Raw genomic sequence first — 18,044 nt, 5'->3', positions numbered from 1 at the left:
TAAAAAATTAATAAAACACCATTTCACATTTGTGATATGGTTTTTTTTTGTTTTTACAGGGGTTATTAAATGTTCAGTGATTTAAAGGATAAACGCATCATCATTACAGGCTCAACCAGTGGAATTGGCCTCGCGGCAGCGAAGTTTTTAGCTACTAGCGGGGCATTCGTCACATTGACCTCTTATCGACGTCACGACAACATTGAACAAACGATTGCTGAGATTGAGTCTCTAGGTGGTCGAGCAAAATTCTATCAGGTAGATTTTTCTAATGCAGAAGCATGCAAAGATTTTGTGACTAAGTTTGTAGACGAACATGGTGGTATCGATGTTTTGATTAACAATGTGGGCGGTCTCGTTGATAGGAAGCAATTAGAAGACATTGATGCTGAATTTTTTGATGATGTCGCCTACCTAAACATGCGTTCGGCTATGGATATGGTTCGTTTGTGTCTACCGCATTTGAAAAAATCGGGTTCAACTAATGATTGGTCTGCATCTGTTATCAGTGTTGGTTCGATCGCTGCGTATTCTGGTGGCGGCCCAGGAGCCTCACTTTACGCAGCATCAAAAGCGTGGTTGCATACAGTGAACCGTTCTTGGGCAAAGAACTATGCCAAGGATAATGTGCGTTTTAATATTATTGCACCAGGTACAGTTGATACCGCATTTCATGCAGATAAAAATGATGCAGATAAAGAACGCATGAGTAAGGGCATACCAATGGGAAGGTTGGGAACGGCAAATGAGATGGCGCCAACGTTTGGATACCTTGCATCACATATTATGTCAGGTTATGTGACGGGGCAGATCCTTCACATCAATGGTGGGCAATACATGTCGTAATGCTTGATAGCATTGGATGTTAAGAATCATTGAAAGCCAGTCAGATTGTAATGCCTGACTGGCTTAGAAAGATGAGATTAGATATCCAGATCAATCACTTGTAGATGAAGTGGGCGAGACGTACCTTCAGAGCGCTCCATTAAGTAGTAATACAACTTACCATCTTTGATGTGAACTTTGCCGTGGCTAAATTGCTTACCAGAGTCAGCTTCATAAACTCTCTCGAAGTCGTTTGTACCGCCTTTCGCCTTCTCAACGTAAGGTCTACCTTGTTTATTTAGGCCAATGATATAAATATCGTCCCCAGCGGTATGAATGTTAGTTGCACCAGCAAACTCATCAGTAATGATAAAGTCATCTGCACCTGCGGGTTTATACGAATGAAGGTGAACCATCTCAAAGTCTGGGCGCTTGTTATCTCTTGATTTAACGCGGCTAATGATATGAATGTCACCTTTTTCTGTCACAGTCCAGTCGAAGTTCTGGACGATATGGACCGAATCTTGTTCGGTGTGAGAGATGTAATCACCGGGCTCAAATACTTTAATTTCATCAGTATTGACTAGAGGAAAAGACATGCTTTCCCCTCTGTGGTTTTTCCAATTACCTTCGCCACTTGGGTGGTCAGAGTAGGCATAAAACACGCCGTTTTGGTATACGTATTTGTCATCGCGTTTCGCGCGTTGCTGAAATCCAACTCTCAACTTATCGTTGACGTACTTCATACTGCCGTAAAGACCCCAATCGTAGTCATTTCCGTGTGATTTCGCATCAAGTACGTTGAATTGGCTCCATTCTGTCCATTTGCTGTCATCGGCATTGTAGTGAGCGAAAACATAGCCTCCGTTGTTGTTGCCGCCTTTTCTCATATAAACCAGCAATGTCCCGTCGGTGTTGGTAAAGAACGTTGGGTATGTCAGACCAGAATAGTTGTCGTAATCAATTTCGCCAGTTAGGCTTAAATGCTTGTAGTCATTCTCACCTTCATTTACAGAAGATGTATCTTTCACAAACTTATCTAAAGTGAATTCATCATCTGATACATCAGCAGCGCCTGCAACACTGTAAGAGTAACGGAAATAGTCATTACTGAAACTTCCATCGGCAGGTCGGTCTGTGCCATAGGCATGCATATCATAGAGCATATGAATCGTACCATCGATAGGGCTGATCGCGACTGAAATGTAGTTATGTGATTCACCGATATGTCTTTGACCTAGGAAACCGGTGTGGCGATGTGGAAATTCAATAGTTTTTATTGTGCCAGTTTTCGTATTGTAACGAGAAAGCATAACCTCTCGATTTTGCTTGCCGCCTTTATACCAAGTAAGGAATATGTAGTCTTTATACTTCTTTATGCTATCACCATGAGCGGAGATATGAGGCCCAAAGAAATAGTCATAAGTTTCAGTGCCGTTATCTTCGGCAAAGCGAGCTACCTTTTTACCATCAAAATGCAACGCACCATTGGTGATCTGTACTTCGCTTTCTAGAACTACAGATGCATTCGCCACTCCTAGTGGCATCAAGAACATTGCACCAATCAATGCTTTAGTACGAAAACCATTAAGATTATTTTTCATTATATTTCCTAAAGTAGGTTTGAATTCTTCAGTATTGGAGACTTAAATAGTCAAAATTAATGATACTTTTCATTAGCTTAAAAGTGCATGTCTTGAGTTGCGTTTTTGCATAGCATATTTTGCTCGCAAACACATATGTCAATAATTAAGTCCTTTATAAAATGTTATATAAGTTCTCTAATTGCAGGTACCAGGGCAAAAAATGCCGTCTTTGATGGCAAATATTGATATGGAATTTATTGCTTGATGGTCTCGATAAGTGAGCTTGTGTGATTGTGTTCAAACTAGCAACACTGAAATTCCGTTGATCACACAATGTATGATAATCCAACTTAGGGGTAAGTGACTGATTATGATGGATAAAAATCAAAAATCGGGGGTTGTTAGAATTTCATGAAACATAACATATAGATTGAAACGTTTCATAATGAGGTTTCGCTCACAGTTGCGTTTATTAATGAGTGGCAAAATATATTTAAAGAAAATTCAAATAGTAGGAATGGCTAACACTATTTGTTAGTCATTAATTAGAGTTAATTTTACGTTGTGAGGTTTAAAGTGTCGTTAATGAAAGAAGAAAGCAGAAAGCAACTACTTTTTGTAGAGGCGATTAAAACGGATATTATTAATTCAATTGAAAGAAATGCACCTATCATCGGAAACCGTAATCCAATGGTAGGTGCTGGACCAAACGATCATAGTTGGGTGTATCCAGAGGATTATTTTTGGACAGATTCATTCTGGACAGGGCAACTTTGGTTTGCGTATATGATTACAGGGAAAACTGAATACAAAAATATGGCGCGAATGCGAAACGCGCATTTGAACAAAATCCTAGATACCCCACTATGGTTAAACCATGATTTGGGCTTTGAGTTCAGCTTGTCTGCAGTTGCAGACTACAAATTAACGGGTTGTCAGGAGGCTAGAAAGCTTGGTTTGCGAGCTGCGGAAGCGCTGCGAAGTCGCTACAACTGGCATGGTAAATATATTTTGGCGTGGACTGCAGGTAGCGGAAATAAAGCACACGCAGAGAGTGTCCAAGGCAAAATTATCATTGATTGTATGGAAAACCTGTCTCTCTTGATGTGGGCTTACCACGAGACAAACAACGAATCGTTTAAGGAAGCTGCAATTGGTCACGCCGAAACATCAATGAAATACATTATTCGTGATGACTATAGTACTTATCATACCTATGACTTTGACCCAGCGACCAATGCCCCCATTGGCGGAAAAACGCACCAAGGTTATGCAGATGAGTCATGTTGGAGCCGTGGTCAAGCATGGGCGATCCACGGTTACGCTCAGTTGGCTCTTATCACCGGTGAGCAAAAGTTTGCGGAAGTCAGCGAGAAATGTACTGAATACATGCTTTCTAAAATAACGGAAGATTTTGTACCAGTATGGGACTACTTACTACCTAAAAATGAAATCCAATACAAGGATACGTCTGCAGGTGCAGTAACGTCTGCTGGGCTCTTTATTCTCTCAGAGTTGTTCAAATCTTATGGTGATCAAGATAAATCGGACTACTACAGAGAGCTCGGAATGAAAATGTTAATCGCTTTACGTGACAATTATGACCTTACTGATGACATAAATGCTCAAGGGCTTTTGTCAGATTCCGCATCATCTGTTCCACATGCGAAACTTAGAGATCAAGAGAATTTAGCAAACGCTATGTTGCCGTATGGAGATTACTACTATTTCGAAGCTGTCTTGAGAGCACTTGGTCACAAGGATTTGTTCTGGTAATCAATGAGTTCTAAAGGAAATTAACTTAATTGCCGATGATGTAGAAAGTTACGAACCTCAGATATTTTTCAAAACATTAAGGCAATTTTTTGCAAATATTAATTAAGGATGAAGTAATGGATTTGAATGTATTGATCATTGGCTTTTACTTTCTATTTTTAGTCGCTATCGGTTGGATGTTTAGGAAGTTTACCAATTCTACTAGTGATTACTTTAGAGGTGGCGGTAATATGCTGTGGTGGATGGTTGGTGCCACAGCTTTCATGACTCAGTTTAGCGCTTGGACCTTCACAGGCGCAGCCGGTAAGGCCTACCAAGACGGTTTTGTTGTCGCGTTCATTTTTGTTGGTAACGCACTCGGTTACTTGATGAATTACGTATACTTTGCGCCAAGATGTCGACAGTTACGTGTTGTGACGATCATTGAAGCGATACGTATCCGTTTCGGCAAAACAAATGAGCAAGTCTTTACTTGGTCATCGATGCCTAATAGCGTGATCTTTGCGGGTATATGGCTGAATGGTCTAGCTGTAATAGGTTCTGGCCTATTTGGTTTTGATATGACTTCAACCATTATCTGTACTGGTTTAGTTGTTTTGGTGATGTCGGTTACAGGTGGCTCTTGGGCGGTAATAGCATCAGATTTTATGCAAATGGCTGTTATCATGGCCGTGACAACTACTTGTGCAATTGTAGCAATCATTAATGGTGGTGGTGTTTCTGAGATTGTAAGTAATTTTCCAATGAAAGAAGGTATGTCTTTTGTTTCGGGTAATAACATCAACTACCTGAGCATTTTCATTCTGTGGGTTGTGTTTATTTTCCTTCAGCAATTCAGTATTACTAATAACTTATTAAATTCATATAGATACCTAGCTGCAAAAGATTCGAATAACGCACGTAAAGCCGCGCTGCTTGCGTGTTTTCTAATGACGATAGGCCCAATCATTTGGTTTATGCCATCTTGGTATATGGCAGGACAAGGTGTTGATTTAAATAGCGTATACCCTGATGCTGGCGCTAAGGCAACCGACTTTGCTTACCTATACTTTGTTAATGAATATATGCCGGTCGGTATGGTAGGGCTTCTGATGTCAGCAATGTTTGCAGCCACCATGTCATCTATGGACTCAGGCTTAAACCGAAACTCAGGAATATTCGTTAAGAACTTCTACCAATCTATTTTGCGACCTAAGGCGACAGAAAAGGAATTAGTCGCTGTTTCAAAAATCACGTCAACGGTATTTGGTCTTCTAATTATTCTTGTAGCGCTGTTTATCAACTCGTTAAAAGGGCTAAGTCTGTTTGACACCATGATGTATGTGTCAGCACTTATTGGCGTTCCGATGACGATTCCAGCATTGCTAGGTATCTTCATCAGAAGAACACCGGACTGGGCAGGTTGGGGAACACTGGTTGTCGGCGGTCTAGTTTCCTACATTGTTAGCTTCCAAGTTGACCTTCAATCAGTAGGTGCAATGTTTGGAATGACAGATCTGACATCGCGAGAGCTTGCAGACTTGAAAGTAGTAGTGTCACTGGGTTCACATTTAATATTCACTGCTGGTTTCTTCTGCTTATCTACGCTGTTTTATAAACCTCTATGTGATGAACGTGAAGAGGAAGTTGAGCGTTTCTTCCATAACCTGAACACACCAGTTGTTGCTGAAAATGACGAACAAGAAGGGCTAGATAATAGTCAGAGAAGAATGTTAGGAACTTTAATTGCGACGGTTGGTATTGCAATAATGGCACTGTTTGTTTTACCTAACCCGTTCTCTGGCAGAATGATCTTCGTTCTATGCGGCTCGTTAGTGTTCATAGTCGGGTTGCTACTCGTGAAGTCTGTGAAGTACAAGGCTGATGAATTACAAAAAGTAAATAATACCTAGCAATTTACTTAGTTGTAACTTCCACAAAGATGGCAGTCTACTTAATGAATACCTAAAGTGAACTGCCATAAATAACTAATTATCAAATATCACTATGCAATTCATGTTGTAGGGTCGTCTTTTATCCAAGCAAATGAATTAATTAGAAGAAATTACAAGAACTTTGGAGAGTGAAGTGGTTAATAAAGTCGCTGTCAATATAAAAGGTGAAACTGGCTCTTGGGGTGATCAAGGAGATGGTACTTATACCAACCCTGTATTAAATGCTGATTATCCTGACTCAGATATCGAAAGAGTAGGGGATACCTACTATATGATCACATCGAAGCAACACATGTGTCCTGGTATGCCGATAATGAAGTCTAATGATTTAGTTAATTGGTCACATGTCGGGTTTGGATTCAACTCCTTATCATGGGCTCCAGAATATAACTGGGACAGAATGAATGGCTATTCATTTGGTGTATGGGCTGGTGATTTAGCATATAACGATGGTACGTGGTACATCTACCAAGTTGATTATAAACATGGGCTAATGGTAACTACGGCAAAGAATATTGAAGGTCCTTGGAGCGAACCTACCATTCTTCTTCCAAAAGAAAAGGTGATGGATGACCCAGCGGTTTATTGGGACCATGAAACGGGGAAAGCTTATTTAATCGTTAATACTGGTAGCTTGCAAAAACAACCTGGTGATGAGTCTGAAGAAAATGAAAATAGACTTTATGAAATGAGTTGGGATGGTTTGACGATATTAGACGATGGGAAGCTCATTCATACAGGGATTGGTGCTGAGGCTGCAAAAATCTACAAGATTGATGGGGTTTGGTACATCTTTATTTCACAGTGGACTATTGGAGACAACTCAACAAAGCTAGGGTACAAAAATCCCAAGAACGATCGTAAACAGTTAGTTCTAAGATCAGAGCAAAGCATATCTGGTCCTTATGAAAAGAAGATTGTATTGCAAAAAGGCAGTCACTTTGGTGAGCGTAGTGCTAGCCAAGGCGCATTAGTCCAAGCACCTGATGATTCTTGGTGGTATATGCATCAATTGGTTCAGAATGATGACGATCCATTTCAAGGACGAGTTCAATGTTTAGAGCCAGTGACTTGGGAAGATGGATGGCCACTCATTGGTATTGACGAGGATGGAGATGGCATTGGGGAGCCAGTAAAAAACTACAGAAAGCCTGTTGCAGGTTGCGAAGTTGATGCTCCAGAGACTTCTGATGATTTCTCTGGAGAACACCTCGGTCATCAATGGGAGTGGAATCACAACCCAAGAGATAGTCATTGGAGTCTTTTGACAAGTGAACGAAAGTTAAGACTCAAAGCAAGTAAGTTATTACCTGCCGCTGACAACGTGGGCCCTACCATTAACCAATGGACGACAGATGACGGGTCAAAATCACCGTTTTGGCGTGCGAGCAATACGTTGAGTCAGCGCATTATGGGTACAACGGTTGGGGTTGCTGAGGCCAAGTTTGATATCACCAATATGGCTCCGAATCAATCTGGCGGTTTTGTTAGGTTTGGAGGGCGATCCAATCTAATAGGTATTAAGGTCGATTCTGTAGGGAAGAAGAATCTTTTCTATATGAATGAATATGGTGAAACATTAATTGGTGAAGAATACCAGTCAGATTCATTGTTTATTAGAGCTACAAATATAGGTTTTGATGCTTATTTTGAATATAGCCATGATGGTGTGGAATTCATTAGATTTGGTCCGACGTTTAAATTGGAGTTTGGTAACTGGACTGGGGATCGACTCGGATTCTTTACCTGGAATGATTTGCAAGATGATGGTCACATAGATATTGAGTGGTTTAAATATAACTACGATGGACCTAAGTCTAAGTCATGGAAAGAAATTGATAGAAGCAATTAGATTTATTTGAATTCAAATTAAATATATCGTTATAACATGGAGTAATTGAAATGGGTTTATCGAAGAAAACACTTTTGGCATTGCCGTTAGGTTTGTTAGTTAGTGCATCCGCATCCGCAGCTTTTTTTGACTATAAGAATGAGTATTTTCATAAAGATGATGTTTGGAGAACAAAGTTTAATCTCGGAGCAGCATTTGGTCCCCACTCAGTATATATCAACCCTACTGCCAACGGTTTGCCTTTCGATGATATGTCGATTCTAATCGTAGATGTGGCATACGGTTACAATAAACGTTTGAACAAGAACTGGAGATTGAATCCTGGATTTTTAACTACATTCGGTAAAACTGCAACAACATACAAACCTCAATTCCACGTACACTATCAGGCAGATAATAGAATGATGGCGAAGTTGAGATATCGTCATAATTTCAGGGAGTTTACGGATGGTAATAGTGAGCAAATGGGTCAGATTACGGCTCACTTTGGTTATAATGGTGAAAAGTTAGTCACATATGTCTATGGTAACCTTTATAAAGGTTATGATGGTCAAGATCTTTATGATAACAAGGATACAAACTACGAACTCAATTACTACTTAGGTTACAACTTGAAACAATGGAGTATCCGTCCTTACGTAGAGTTTAGTGATGTTTTGGTAAATAAAAACTCAGACGCGAGACAATTGAGATCACGCGTTGGATTTACATACAGTTTCTAATGAACGGTTGTTTTAATTTAGAAATTTAATTGTCCCGAGGTTAGCGAACACTATATCTTAATGTTTCATTGTATAATGTTTGTCTAACCTCGAATTAGATTGATATTAAATTGTTTTTTTTCCAATTTACTAGCTTGTTGAAAGTGTGATGCAAAAAATTTTAACTTTGATATCTATAGTGAAATCTAGATATTTATCAAAATTAGAGTCACGGTTTGGGTTTTTAAAGGATAAATAAATGGTAACTAGAAGAAACTTTCTATTTGGTGCTGCTGGAGTTGCTGCTGCTGCTGCCCTTCCAAGTGAAGCTTGGTTGAAAGAGCTCAAAAAAGAGTATTCTAACGTTCTAATGTTTGTAGTTGATGACCTCAATGATTGGATAGAGCCAATGAGTGGACATCCAAATACCAAGACGCCAAATATTTCAAGATTAGCATCTGAGGCAACACTATTCGAAAATGCACAGGCACCCGCCCCTTTATGTGGACCTTCGCGAACTGCGATTTTGACCGGTCATACGCCGTCAGAAACGGGCATATACATGCATATAGAAGATGACAAAATTAGATTGGCTAGTGATGTTGCAGCTAACTCAGTTTTCATGAGCCAGTACTTTAAAATGCACGGTTATTATACTGCAGGTATTGGTAAAATATTCCACCAAGGTGCAGCACCAGGTAGTTTCGATGTTTATGGTGGTCGTGGTGGCGGCAAAGGCGGTTTTGGCCCAAAACCAGACAAAAAAATGAACTGGGATAAAAAGGGCACCCAAACAGACTGGGGACCATTTCCTGAAAGAGACGAAATGATGCCTGATTATGAAGCTGCACAGTGGCTAAAAGAGCAGTTAAGTATGAATCATGACAAACCGTTCTTTTTGGTCGGTGGATTCTTGCGACCACACGTTCCATGGCACGTACCTCAAAAATGGTTCGACATGCACCCTGTTGATGAGTTGGTTACGCCTCCTTATCTCGCTTCGGATTTGGATGATGTTCCAGAGATTGCCAAGCAGATTAGTTACTGGCCATCTATGCCTACAATGGAGTGGGTTCAGGAAAATGATCAATGGAAAAATATCATTCAAGCTTATCTAGCGAGTATCACATTTGTCGATTCTTGTATCGGCACCGTGTTAGATGCTTTAGAAAATAGTGAATACGCTGACAATACCGCCATTGTATTATGGGGCGATCATGGTTATCACCTTGGTGAAAAAGGCAGATTCTCAAAAGGGGATTTATGGGAAAGGTCGACTCGTACTCCGTTGATTATCAAACCAGCGAAGAATGCGAAAAAACAAACTGTAAGTAAGCCGGTTAACCTAATGGATATTTATCCAACAATGGTTAGTTTAGCCGGATTACCTAAAAACCATACTATTGGTGGTAACGATCTTTCAAGCTTGATCGCTGACCCTAACTTGGATTGGCCATATCCGTCATTGACAACCTATGGTCCAAATAATCATGCATTGAAAGATGAGCGTTATCGTTACATTCGTTATGAGGATGGTTCTGAAGAATTGTATGACCACTCAAATGATGAAAACGAATGGAAAAATCTCGCTCTAGATCCTGCTTATGATGACGTTAAGAAACGGTTGCAAGCCCATTTACCGACTGAGCACGCGACTTGGACGCCGTATTCAGGTCATAAAGGTAATGAATATTTTACCAAGTTAACTGAAGAGGCACGACAGGTATTGGAACTTGAGTAGTCACATTTCAGCTTTGGGTTGAAGAGTGAAAGCGTCATATGTTCGTTACATGAGGACCATATGAAAATTGATACAACTTTAGAGTCCGTTCTTCCTCTGGACAATTAATTGTTAAACTCCCTTTCATCGATAAACCCAGTGCGTGTAGCCTCAGAGTTTAGACGGTTTACACGCACTGTTTCTCTCATTGGTACCGTCCATAAAATACGTGACAATTTTCGAGGCTAACAAGCGTTGAGTGTTTTTCAAACACTGGGCCGGGATTGTGTGAGTCAGTCATTGTCATCCTTTTCAGTATTGAGTGGCAGCGACCGCATTCGTGAACACATTCGTGAACACATTCGTGAACACATTCGTTAATGTGCCTGTCTTGTAGAAATCTTAAACTGAGTTATGAGTAGGCAACTAGGAAAATTTTCATCCGTTTAGTTAAGTAAATGTGGTCTAGTTATGACTATTGCGCTTACAACTTGACTCATCCGAAATAGAGTTTTAAAAGAACCTATAGCATCGTATTTTTGTTTGGAACGGTATTTTGCAAAAGACTAAAAAAGTAAAAAATCCAACTTTAGATCATATCGCTTCGTTAGCTGGCGTTTCAAAGACGACAGTATCACGAGCATTGAATGGGAGTGAGTTGGTTAGAGATGATGTTATGAAGCATGTTCGCGAAATTGCGGAACAAGCGGGATATGTTCACAAGGCAGCCAAGATAGAAATACCTTTGCCTTTAAAAGCGGTTTCTTTTTATTGTTTGGATCATTTAGCCAATGCGAGCTCTTTTTATGATCAGATAATTCATTCAGTGCGTTCTGAGCTTGAGAAGTTGAGTATAAAGGTCAATATAGTCCTTTATAACAAGGATTTTTCATCGAGTGTTTTGGCTCGCTCAATGAAAGATAGCGATGCTATGTTGGTGTTGGGTGAACCTTTTGGTAACTTGTCAGAGGCTCTTAAGCAATCAAGCTTACCAACACTGTTATTAAACGGCCTCGATAAAGAGATGAAGATCCCAAGTATTCATCCTGATTATGAACTCGGGGGGTTGATGGCTGGCTCATACTTAATTGAGAAAGGGCATAGGAACGTAAAGATTATTACATCAAATGACCGTCACTCTACTTATCAGAGAACAGATGGGTTTTTTAGGGCTTTCTCTTTATCTGGTATCGAGCTTGACCGCGAAGAATCAACGATTGACTTGAGTAAATATCAAAAAGGTGACCGTGTAACATCACCAGGAGATTTTGGAGCAAAGGAAATTCTTCCGAAATTAGTAGAGCAGGGGGCATTCAAGGACTGTACAGCCGTGTTCTGTATTTGTGACATGATAGCCTTTTCTTTTATTAGTGCTCTCGCTCATGCTGACATCAGCGTGCCAGAAGATATTTCTGTAGTAGGCTTTGATAACCTGAGCCTTACTTCATTTGTCCACCCTCGTCTAACGACGCTTAGTGTAGACTATTCTATGTTGGCTAATGCAGCCATAATGAAGTTAGTGAGATTATCAAACGAATCAAATGGTATCGGTAATCGCACTACTATTCCCGTTACAGTGGTAGAAAGAGATACAGTCATTGATATCAATGGTTAATCTGTATAGTCGTAATGGCGAACTTAGCTGTTGAGAGGGCCTGCTTATGAGCAGGCCTTTATTTTTCAAATGATATGTCAAATTAATTGGAAATCTTAAATTTATGGCGCGTAAACGAGAATGTCATAGTCATCGAATTTTTCGAAACCAAAGCTGTCGCTAACGTTGTAGAAAATTTCTTCGCCTAGCAATAACTCGGTTCTTCGGAACATAGGAGTTGCTAGGTTTTTTAACTGTTGCTCAGCGCCGCCACCGGTGATTTGTTCCCAGTGCCACTCCTTTTCGCCAAGAATGTAGGGGACGACAAAATCGTAGCCCTTTTTCAAGCTTGACCCTTCACCTGATTCGTAGCTCCAAAGATCGATATCAAGAAAACGGTTTCCCAAGTCAGCAACTCTGGCCAATGCCCAAAGATTGTTGACTGTGTAATTAACTGATTTTGTGCGTTCTAGCTCATGAGGTTGACTACCATCAGATGCTATTTGAACCGCGATACGCTTAAATTTTGCATTCTCAACTCGAGTCGCAGCTTCGTCACGTTTGTTGAGATATATCTGAAGGCCAACAACTTGATAGTCGTAGTTTGTCGCGTGGTTGTTCTGTCTTGTGTCCTGCAGCATGCCAAATTCACTTGTGGTCAACCAGTCATGATACTCATTGAGCCACTGTTGCAAAGCTTGTTTTTCATAGGTTGTCCATATTCTGTCCCTTTCTAGAAGCTGGATAGTTGTCACTAGCTTTCCTATATCAGTCCATTCAATTACGCCGAAGTTTGTACCATCTTCTTTACCTGGTATAGCTTGCCCATGATTAATATTAGGATTAACCTTAGTATCGTCGTTGATAATCCATGCTCTAACAATGTCTGCCGATTTTTTACTATACTTTTTATTTCCGGTAAAATAGTAAGCGAGATTTAATGCATTAAGCGATGTTAACATCGTTTTAAATCTTATTTGGTCAGTTTCAGGGCCCCTAGTCGCAGGGTTTATCTGACCATCACGATAGACCCATGGTAACCCATCTTCTTTATCAGGATCAGGCCAAAAATAAGGACTAATGGAATGATAGTCGTGGATGTCACCACTGGCTGGAATGTAAACTTTATTTGTTACAGGGTCTATTTCTCTTTTTAATTCAACCTTGGCCTGGCTTCTTAACCCTTTGAGGGCATTTTTATATAATAAATCATTGGATTTTATTTTCTCTTTGGAGATTTCGAGTCGACTTTCATCTAAATAGATCAGTGGTGTTGTTTCATGACTAGTGTTTGCCATGGTATGAGTGGCACTTAAGCAGCAGAAGCTAATAGATAGTGCATAACCAATCTTTTTAAATGGAAATGATATGTGTGCGTTCATAATTTACCTCTATATGGTGGGTTATATTATGCTTTAATTAATACCTAACTGGCAGAATTATTAGCAATACACTATCAACTTGTGATAGTGTATGTTAAGAATTTAATTGTTAACTAGTAAAGTAAAATTGTTCTAGCATCTATATTCTTATAGACAATTTTCTTTACGTCATCTGGAACATTGAGGTCGTGTTTTGTTTGCATTGCTTTATATATCACCGGTGTTGTTATTGTTGATATGGCTTTGTCGATGGGCATGTTGATTTGTTGATATTCCCATGAACTCGGATCTAGGATATAGGGATATAAGTAGCTAATGCCTTTTTCTAAACGAATACCGTCATCACCAAGGTAAGTCCAGTTCCAAAGGTCAACATCGACTTTTTGAGCCATGTAGGCGATTTGGATTAAAGCCGATAGGTTCATGGAGCTGTACGAAATGGATTTTGTTCTAGTCACTTCATTATGCTGCATGCCATCAATGCTAAACTGCTGCCCGATTCTAAACTTTGTAAAATCCAATTGTTTTTCGGCATCTGAATTTCTGTTCAAGTACAGTTGTAGCCCAATCACCTGGTAGTCATACCATGAGCCATGATTATTTAACCGAGTCTTTTCCTCTCGGCCCAAATCGCTGGAAACTAGCCAGTCTAAGTAATCCGAAAACCAAAGATCGATGATGTCAATAGAGTGGTCGTCAAGTTTATTTCTGTGTTTGAGGATTTCAACACTACTGATTAAATTGTTGATGTTTTTCCACTCGATGATACCAAAGCAACTCCCATCGTTTCTGCCAGGTATACCCTGAGCATAGCTTAAGTTGGGGTTCATTCTGGTATCTGGATTGACTATCCAAGTGTTAATGTAGTCCAACATTTTTTGACTGTACCTATCATCATCTGTATGAAGATAAGCTACAAAAAGGTCCCCCATATTGTTTAGGAATCTAGCTGCTTTTACTTGGTCAGTGTTACTGCCACGTGTTAAAGGGTTAATTTTGCCATCTCTATATAACCATGGCATACCGTCTTCTTTATCACTATCAGGCCAAAAATATGGAGATATACTTAAGTAGTCATGCATGTCACCACTAGGAGCTGGCCCGGGTTTGTCTATCACTGATTCAACTTTGCTATCTAGAGCTTTGTCAGCTTTAGATATGACAGTTTCTAATGCATATCTAAATTTACCTTCATCTGCAGTAATATTATGATTTATCGAATTTATCCTATTTGAATCATAAAACGTAAATTCGGGCAACTCCAAAGATAGGGCACTCCCAGATGATAAAAATATTGCCATTGTTAATAGGTGTCTGGTTTTACTTATTTTCATGATTAAGTCCCTTGCTACAAAAGTAATGTATTAATACTTGTTTTGACAAAAACGAGTTAACAAATAATGTTAATTATGCTTTTTTAACTAAATTATGACTGTGAGCAAAACCCCAACCATGAAATGTTGCATAGAAATGAAACGTGTCACGTGATCCTGGTTCCGTGGTTCTAGGTTTTTGTAATATACAATTGTTGATAGAACAGTGAGGCTGTGTTGCTTGACTTTGGAAAAGGGCATAGTTGACACATTGAGCCCTGATTAGTAAGCAACATATTGATTTTTAATTATATCGCCAGCGAGCTTGTTCAGTGTGTTGATCATTGAGTGGGTCTCTCAAACCTTAACATTGTAATTTCTGAGTTTGGGTTTCCCACCGCATCGCGATAGGTTTAATTTTCGTTCGCACTTATCTTCTAACGAAACTGAAGAGAACGTGTCTCATAGGCGGTAATCTGTCCCAACTAAATAACAGCCTTGATAAGACTACTTACGGACCCGGATTGAATTCGCAGAGTCTTATTGGATAGCTGTGGCCTCGCTGTTGCTTATCCAGAGAACAACCATGGTATTTGTGAGCGTAACCACATTTGATATTAACAAGCTTCTTAGTCAAATATGTGTGCAGATTCAAAAATATGACACTATTTCATTTGTGTTGGAATGTTTCATCGTATTGGTTAGTTGGCAACTAGAACCAATAAATTCAGTGCTTTAGATGGATTTTTGCAGCAGTAGTAATTTATCTATGTGCAAAATTAATTCTTCTAGTGGGCAAAGATTGACTGTACCACTAAATTGTCGCCGTGTATATTTTCTGTTGTAAATGTAAGAAAACTGAACGAATTTCTGTCACGTAAGGCATGAGTTCTATCAATTAATTTCGACTTTCAATTTTGGAATCAAGATTTATTTTTATGGTGAAATTTTAATCTTGGGAAGGTTGGAATAAGTTGGTTAAGTGAGCATTGTTTAATGAGTATAAACTGGATACGTAACTGAGGAAACAGTATTATGAGGTGTAAATATTTAACACTCGCCATTTTAACTTCAATTTCTATTGTTGGATGTAATGAGAGCGATAAAGTTGATGTTGTGGATGGAAACTATGATATAGAAAATATTTATTGGGATTTAGGCTCAGAGTCACTAGCAAGTACTAGCATCGCGACTGCAGTTTCTTATTATTTTGATAGTGATGGTCATCAATTGAGTACCTTTTGGCAACAAGGTGATGAGATATATTTCAAAACATCAAAATACTCAATATCATTAGATGGAAATAGCAAATCAAAAGGAACGTTAACTTTCTCATCTGGTGGCGACGAGATCAATTGTAAATTTCATGTTGCAGATCAAGAGACTTTGGATTTAACTGAGTGTAGCAATAGTGATCTCGATATTACAGCATACAAAGCGACTACTGAAAGAGAACAAGAGTTAAGTACAGTTGCTGGAGAAGTTATTTGGGCTGCAAACCCTGAAATTAGTTCAATTGTTGAAGATTCGTTCAAAAGGTTAGATCCTGGTAATTATCCTCAAGACTATTGTTGGGAAGTTGGGGATGAAGAAGGAGTGAAAGCTTCTAGCGCTAGTGCGATTCATGACCCACAATACGGTATGGTTTGGAAATTAAACAAGCCACTGATGCGAAAAAGAGCAGAGTTTGCGAGAGCTGAGGGTGAAGTTAACAATTACTCTGCAAAAGATGGCGATGATATCTACATTGGCTGGAGATGGAAAATAAGCACGGAAGACGCGAGCGAAATTACGGATGAAGTGACTGTTTTTCAGTGGAAATCAGCTGCGCCACATGACCAAAACTACCCTTTGAACATGGAGTATGATGGCACTCTTACTCTAAATGCATTTGGTCCAAGCTACGACGGTAGTGGATGGCCATCACAAAGACGCACCGTTCTATGGCGTCAACAAATACCACAAGATGAGTGGGTAGACTTTGTCGTAAGAATTAAAGTAGATCGTGCAGACTTCGGTGGAATAGTACAGTTTTGGTACAATGGTGAACAACAAGTTCTTGAAAATACGCAATTTAAGGAATACCAAGTTAAACTTTCTGATGACGGAAAGATAGCGTTTCATCGTACGGGTGATGGTCAATTCGTATATCCGAAATGGGGGGTTTATAATCGAGCATCGTGTAATTATGATGCTAGTACCTATTTTGGAGATATGAGAATAGGGAAAACTTTACAATCTGTTATGCCTCGTTAGCGATGAAATTATGTGTGTATATTTAAGGTGAGAATTTATTACTTCGAATGTTATATATGCTAGTAATAAATTTTCAACTTGATAGTTTTTAGCCACTCCATTCGATCTATAAAACAATAAATCTATACCTAATCTCACAATTTTTTGAGCAAAGGTATGGGGCAAATGGTTTGCACTCCTACGCAATCCTATTATGTCGTAGATTTGATTGTTATGTCTGTATGTTAATTATTGAGGGTAAAAAGTGCTATTTATGAGTAATAGATTACGAAATTTAACTGATATTGTGTTAACAATTGGTTTGTTTACTAGCGTATCACTATATGCCGGAGAAAATATAGAGAGTGAATTTGCCATTGCGAAAAGTCAAAACTGGCAGAGAGTACTACATGACCCCGGCACTGATAATTGGGAAAAAAATTGGTTTACAGATGGAGAAGTTGGATATGTAGAAAATACCCCGAATGGTATGATCATTTCTGCCGGTCCAGAAGCAGGAAACCATACTCATCATTTTGTAGCGTGGACAAAGGAGGTTTTTTCTGGTGACCTTAGAATAGACTTCACTTATACCCGGTTAGACGATGCAACAAAATTTGTTAACGTATTCTATTTGTATGCAACAGGTTTAGACCATAATGGGTTTTCTGAAGATATATACGAGTGGAAGGAATTACGTAAAGAACCATATATGCGTCACTATTTTGATAATATGAATGCTTATCATATTAGTTATGCCGCTTACGGTCTAGAAGATGAAGAAACGCCTAAAGATTATATTCGAGCGCGTCGCTATATGCCTGAAATGGGTAAGGGGTTATCAGGGACAGCTCTTGAAGGGGACTACTCAGATACTGGTTTCTTTGCGCCGAATGTACCAAATCAAGTCACAATTATTAAATACGGTGACAATTTGTGGATGGAAGTGTCCAATGAACATGATACTAACGTTTTTGAATGGCCGACGAGTAGTCACCCAGACCTAAAAGAGGGAAGAATTGGCATTCGTCATATGTTTACTCGGAAAGCAATGTATGAGAATTTTTCAGTATCAACTCTAGCTTCAAATTAATCTATTTTTGGTGCTTAATTTGTAATTAACACT

12 protein-coding genes are annotated in these 18,044 nt (G+C 39.3%); 9 read left to right on the top strand and 3 right to left on the bottom strand.

Translation table 11 applies throughout. From position 1 onward, the window contains the following. Positions 1–69 precede the first annotated feature (69 nt). A complete protein-coding gene (locus GT360_RS18105; protein WP_164650357.1) occupies positions 70–846 on the top strand; it encodes an SDR family NAD(P)-dependent oxidoreductase in 777 nt (258 codons plus the stop codon). Between the two features lie 77 nt (positions 847–923). On the opposite strand, the gene GT360_RS18100 is transcribed toward GT360_RS18105, so the two are convergent. Then, on the bottom strand, positions 924–2,429 hold the full coding sequence (locus GT360_RS18100; protein ID WP_164650356.1) for a BNR-4 repeat-containing protein: 1,506 nt from the start codon (positions 2,427–2,429) through the stop codon (positions 924–926). Between the two features lie 567 nt (positions 2,430–2,996). Between GT360_RS18100 and GT360_RS18095 the strand changes: the two genes are divergently transcribed. The 6 genes from GT360_RS18095 (at position 2,997) to GT360_RS18070 (ending at position 12,009) form a co-directional block, all read left to right on the top strand. After that, a complete protein-coding gene (locus tag GT360_RS18095) occupies positions 2,997–4,187 on the top strand; it encodes a glycoside hydrolase family 88 protein (RefSeq protein WP_164650355.1) in 1,191 nt (396 codons plus the stop codon). Positions 4,188–4,303: 116 nt separating this feature from the next. Continuing rightward, positions 4,304–6,079 carry a sodium:solute symporter family protein gene (locus GT360_RS18090; protein WP_164650354.1) on the top strand — a complete coding sequence of 592 codons (1,776 nt, stop codon included), beginning with the start codon at positions 4,304–4,306 and terminating at the stop codon, positions 6,077–6,079. A 175-nt stretch (positions 6,080–6,254) separates the two neighbouring features. After that, positions 6,255–7,973: a glycoside hydrolase family 43 protein gene (locus GT360_RS18085; RefSeq protein WP_204274600.1), complete on the top strand. Its 1,719-nt coding sequence runs from the start codon at positions 6,255–6,257 to the stop codon at positions 7,971–7,973. A gap of 50 nt (positions 7,974–8,023) precedes the next feature. Beyond that, positions 8,024–8,695: an oligogalacturonate-specific porin KdgM family protein gene (locus GT360_RS18080; protein WP_164650353.1), complete on the top strand. Its 672-nt coding sequence runs from the start codon at positions 8,024–8,026 to the stop codon at positions 8,693–8,695. A 238-nt stretch (positions 8,696–8,933) separates the two neighbouring features. After that, positions 8,934–10,415, top strand: a complete 1,482-nt coding sequence (locus GT360_RS18075; protein ID WP_164650352.1) for a sulfatase — start codon at positions 8,934–8,936, stop codon at positions 10,413–10,415. 535 nt (positions 10,416–10,950) lie between these two features. Further along, positions 10,951–12,009 carry a LacI family DNA-binding transcriptional regulator gene (locus GT360_RS18070; RefSeq protein WP_164650351.1) on the top strand — a complete coding sequence of 353 codons (1,059 nt, stop codon included), beginning with the start codon at positions 10,951–10,953 and terminating at the stop codon, positions 12,007–12,009. 101 nt (positions 12,010–12,110) lie between these two features. On the opposite strand, the gene GT360_RS18065 is transcribed toward GT360_RS18070, so the two are convergent. After that, entirely contained in the window at positions 12,111–13,370 is a 1,260-nt protein-coding gene (locus GT360_RS18065) for an alginate lyase family protein (protein WP_164650350.1), read from the bottom strand. Between the two features lie 113 nt (positions 13,371–13,483). Continuing rightward, entirely contained in the window at positions 13,484–14,704 is a 1,221-nt protein-coding gene (locus GT360_RS18060; RefSeq protein WP_164650349.1) for an alginate lyase family protein, read from the bottom strand. Between the two features lie 1,014 nt (positions 14,705–15,718). Between GT360_RS18060 and GT360_RS18055 the strand changes: the two genes are divergently transcribed. Then, positions 15,719–16,939: a heparin lyase I family protein gene (locus tag GT360_RS18055; RefSeq protein ID WP_164650348.1), complete on the top strand. Its 1,221-nt coding sequence runs from the start codon at positions 15,719–15,721 to the stop codon at positions 16,937–16,939. Between the two features lie 253 nt (positions 16,940–17,192). Then, positions 17,193–18,011 carry a DUF1961 family protein gene (locus GT360_RS18050; protein WP_164650347.1) on the top strand — a complete coding sequence of 273 codons (819 nt, stop codon included), beginning with the start codon at positions 17,193–17,195 and terminating at the stop codon, positions 18,009–18,011. Positions 18,012–18,044: the final 33 nt, after the last annotated feature.

This window comes from Vibrio astriarenae, assembly GCF_010587385.1.
GTDB classification, from domain to species: Bacteria; Pseudomonadota; Gammaproteobacteria; order Enterobacterales; family Vibrionaceae; genus Vibrio; species Vibrio astriarenae.
This window is presented reverse-complemented; position numbering and strand designations above follow the sequence as displayed.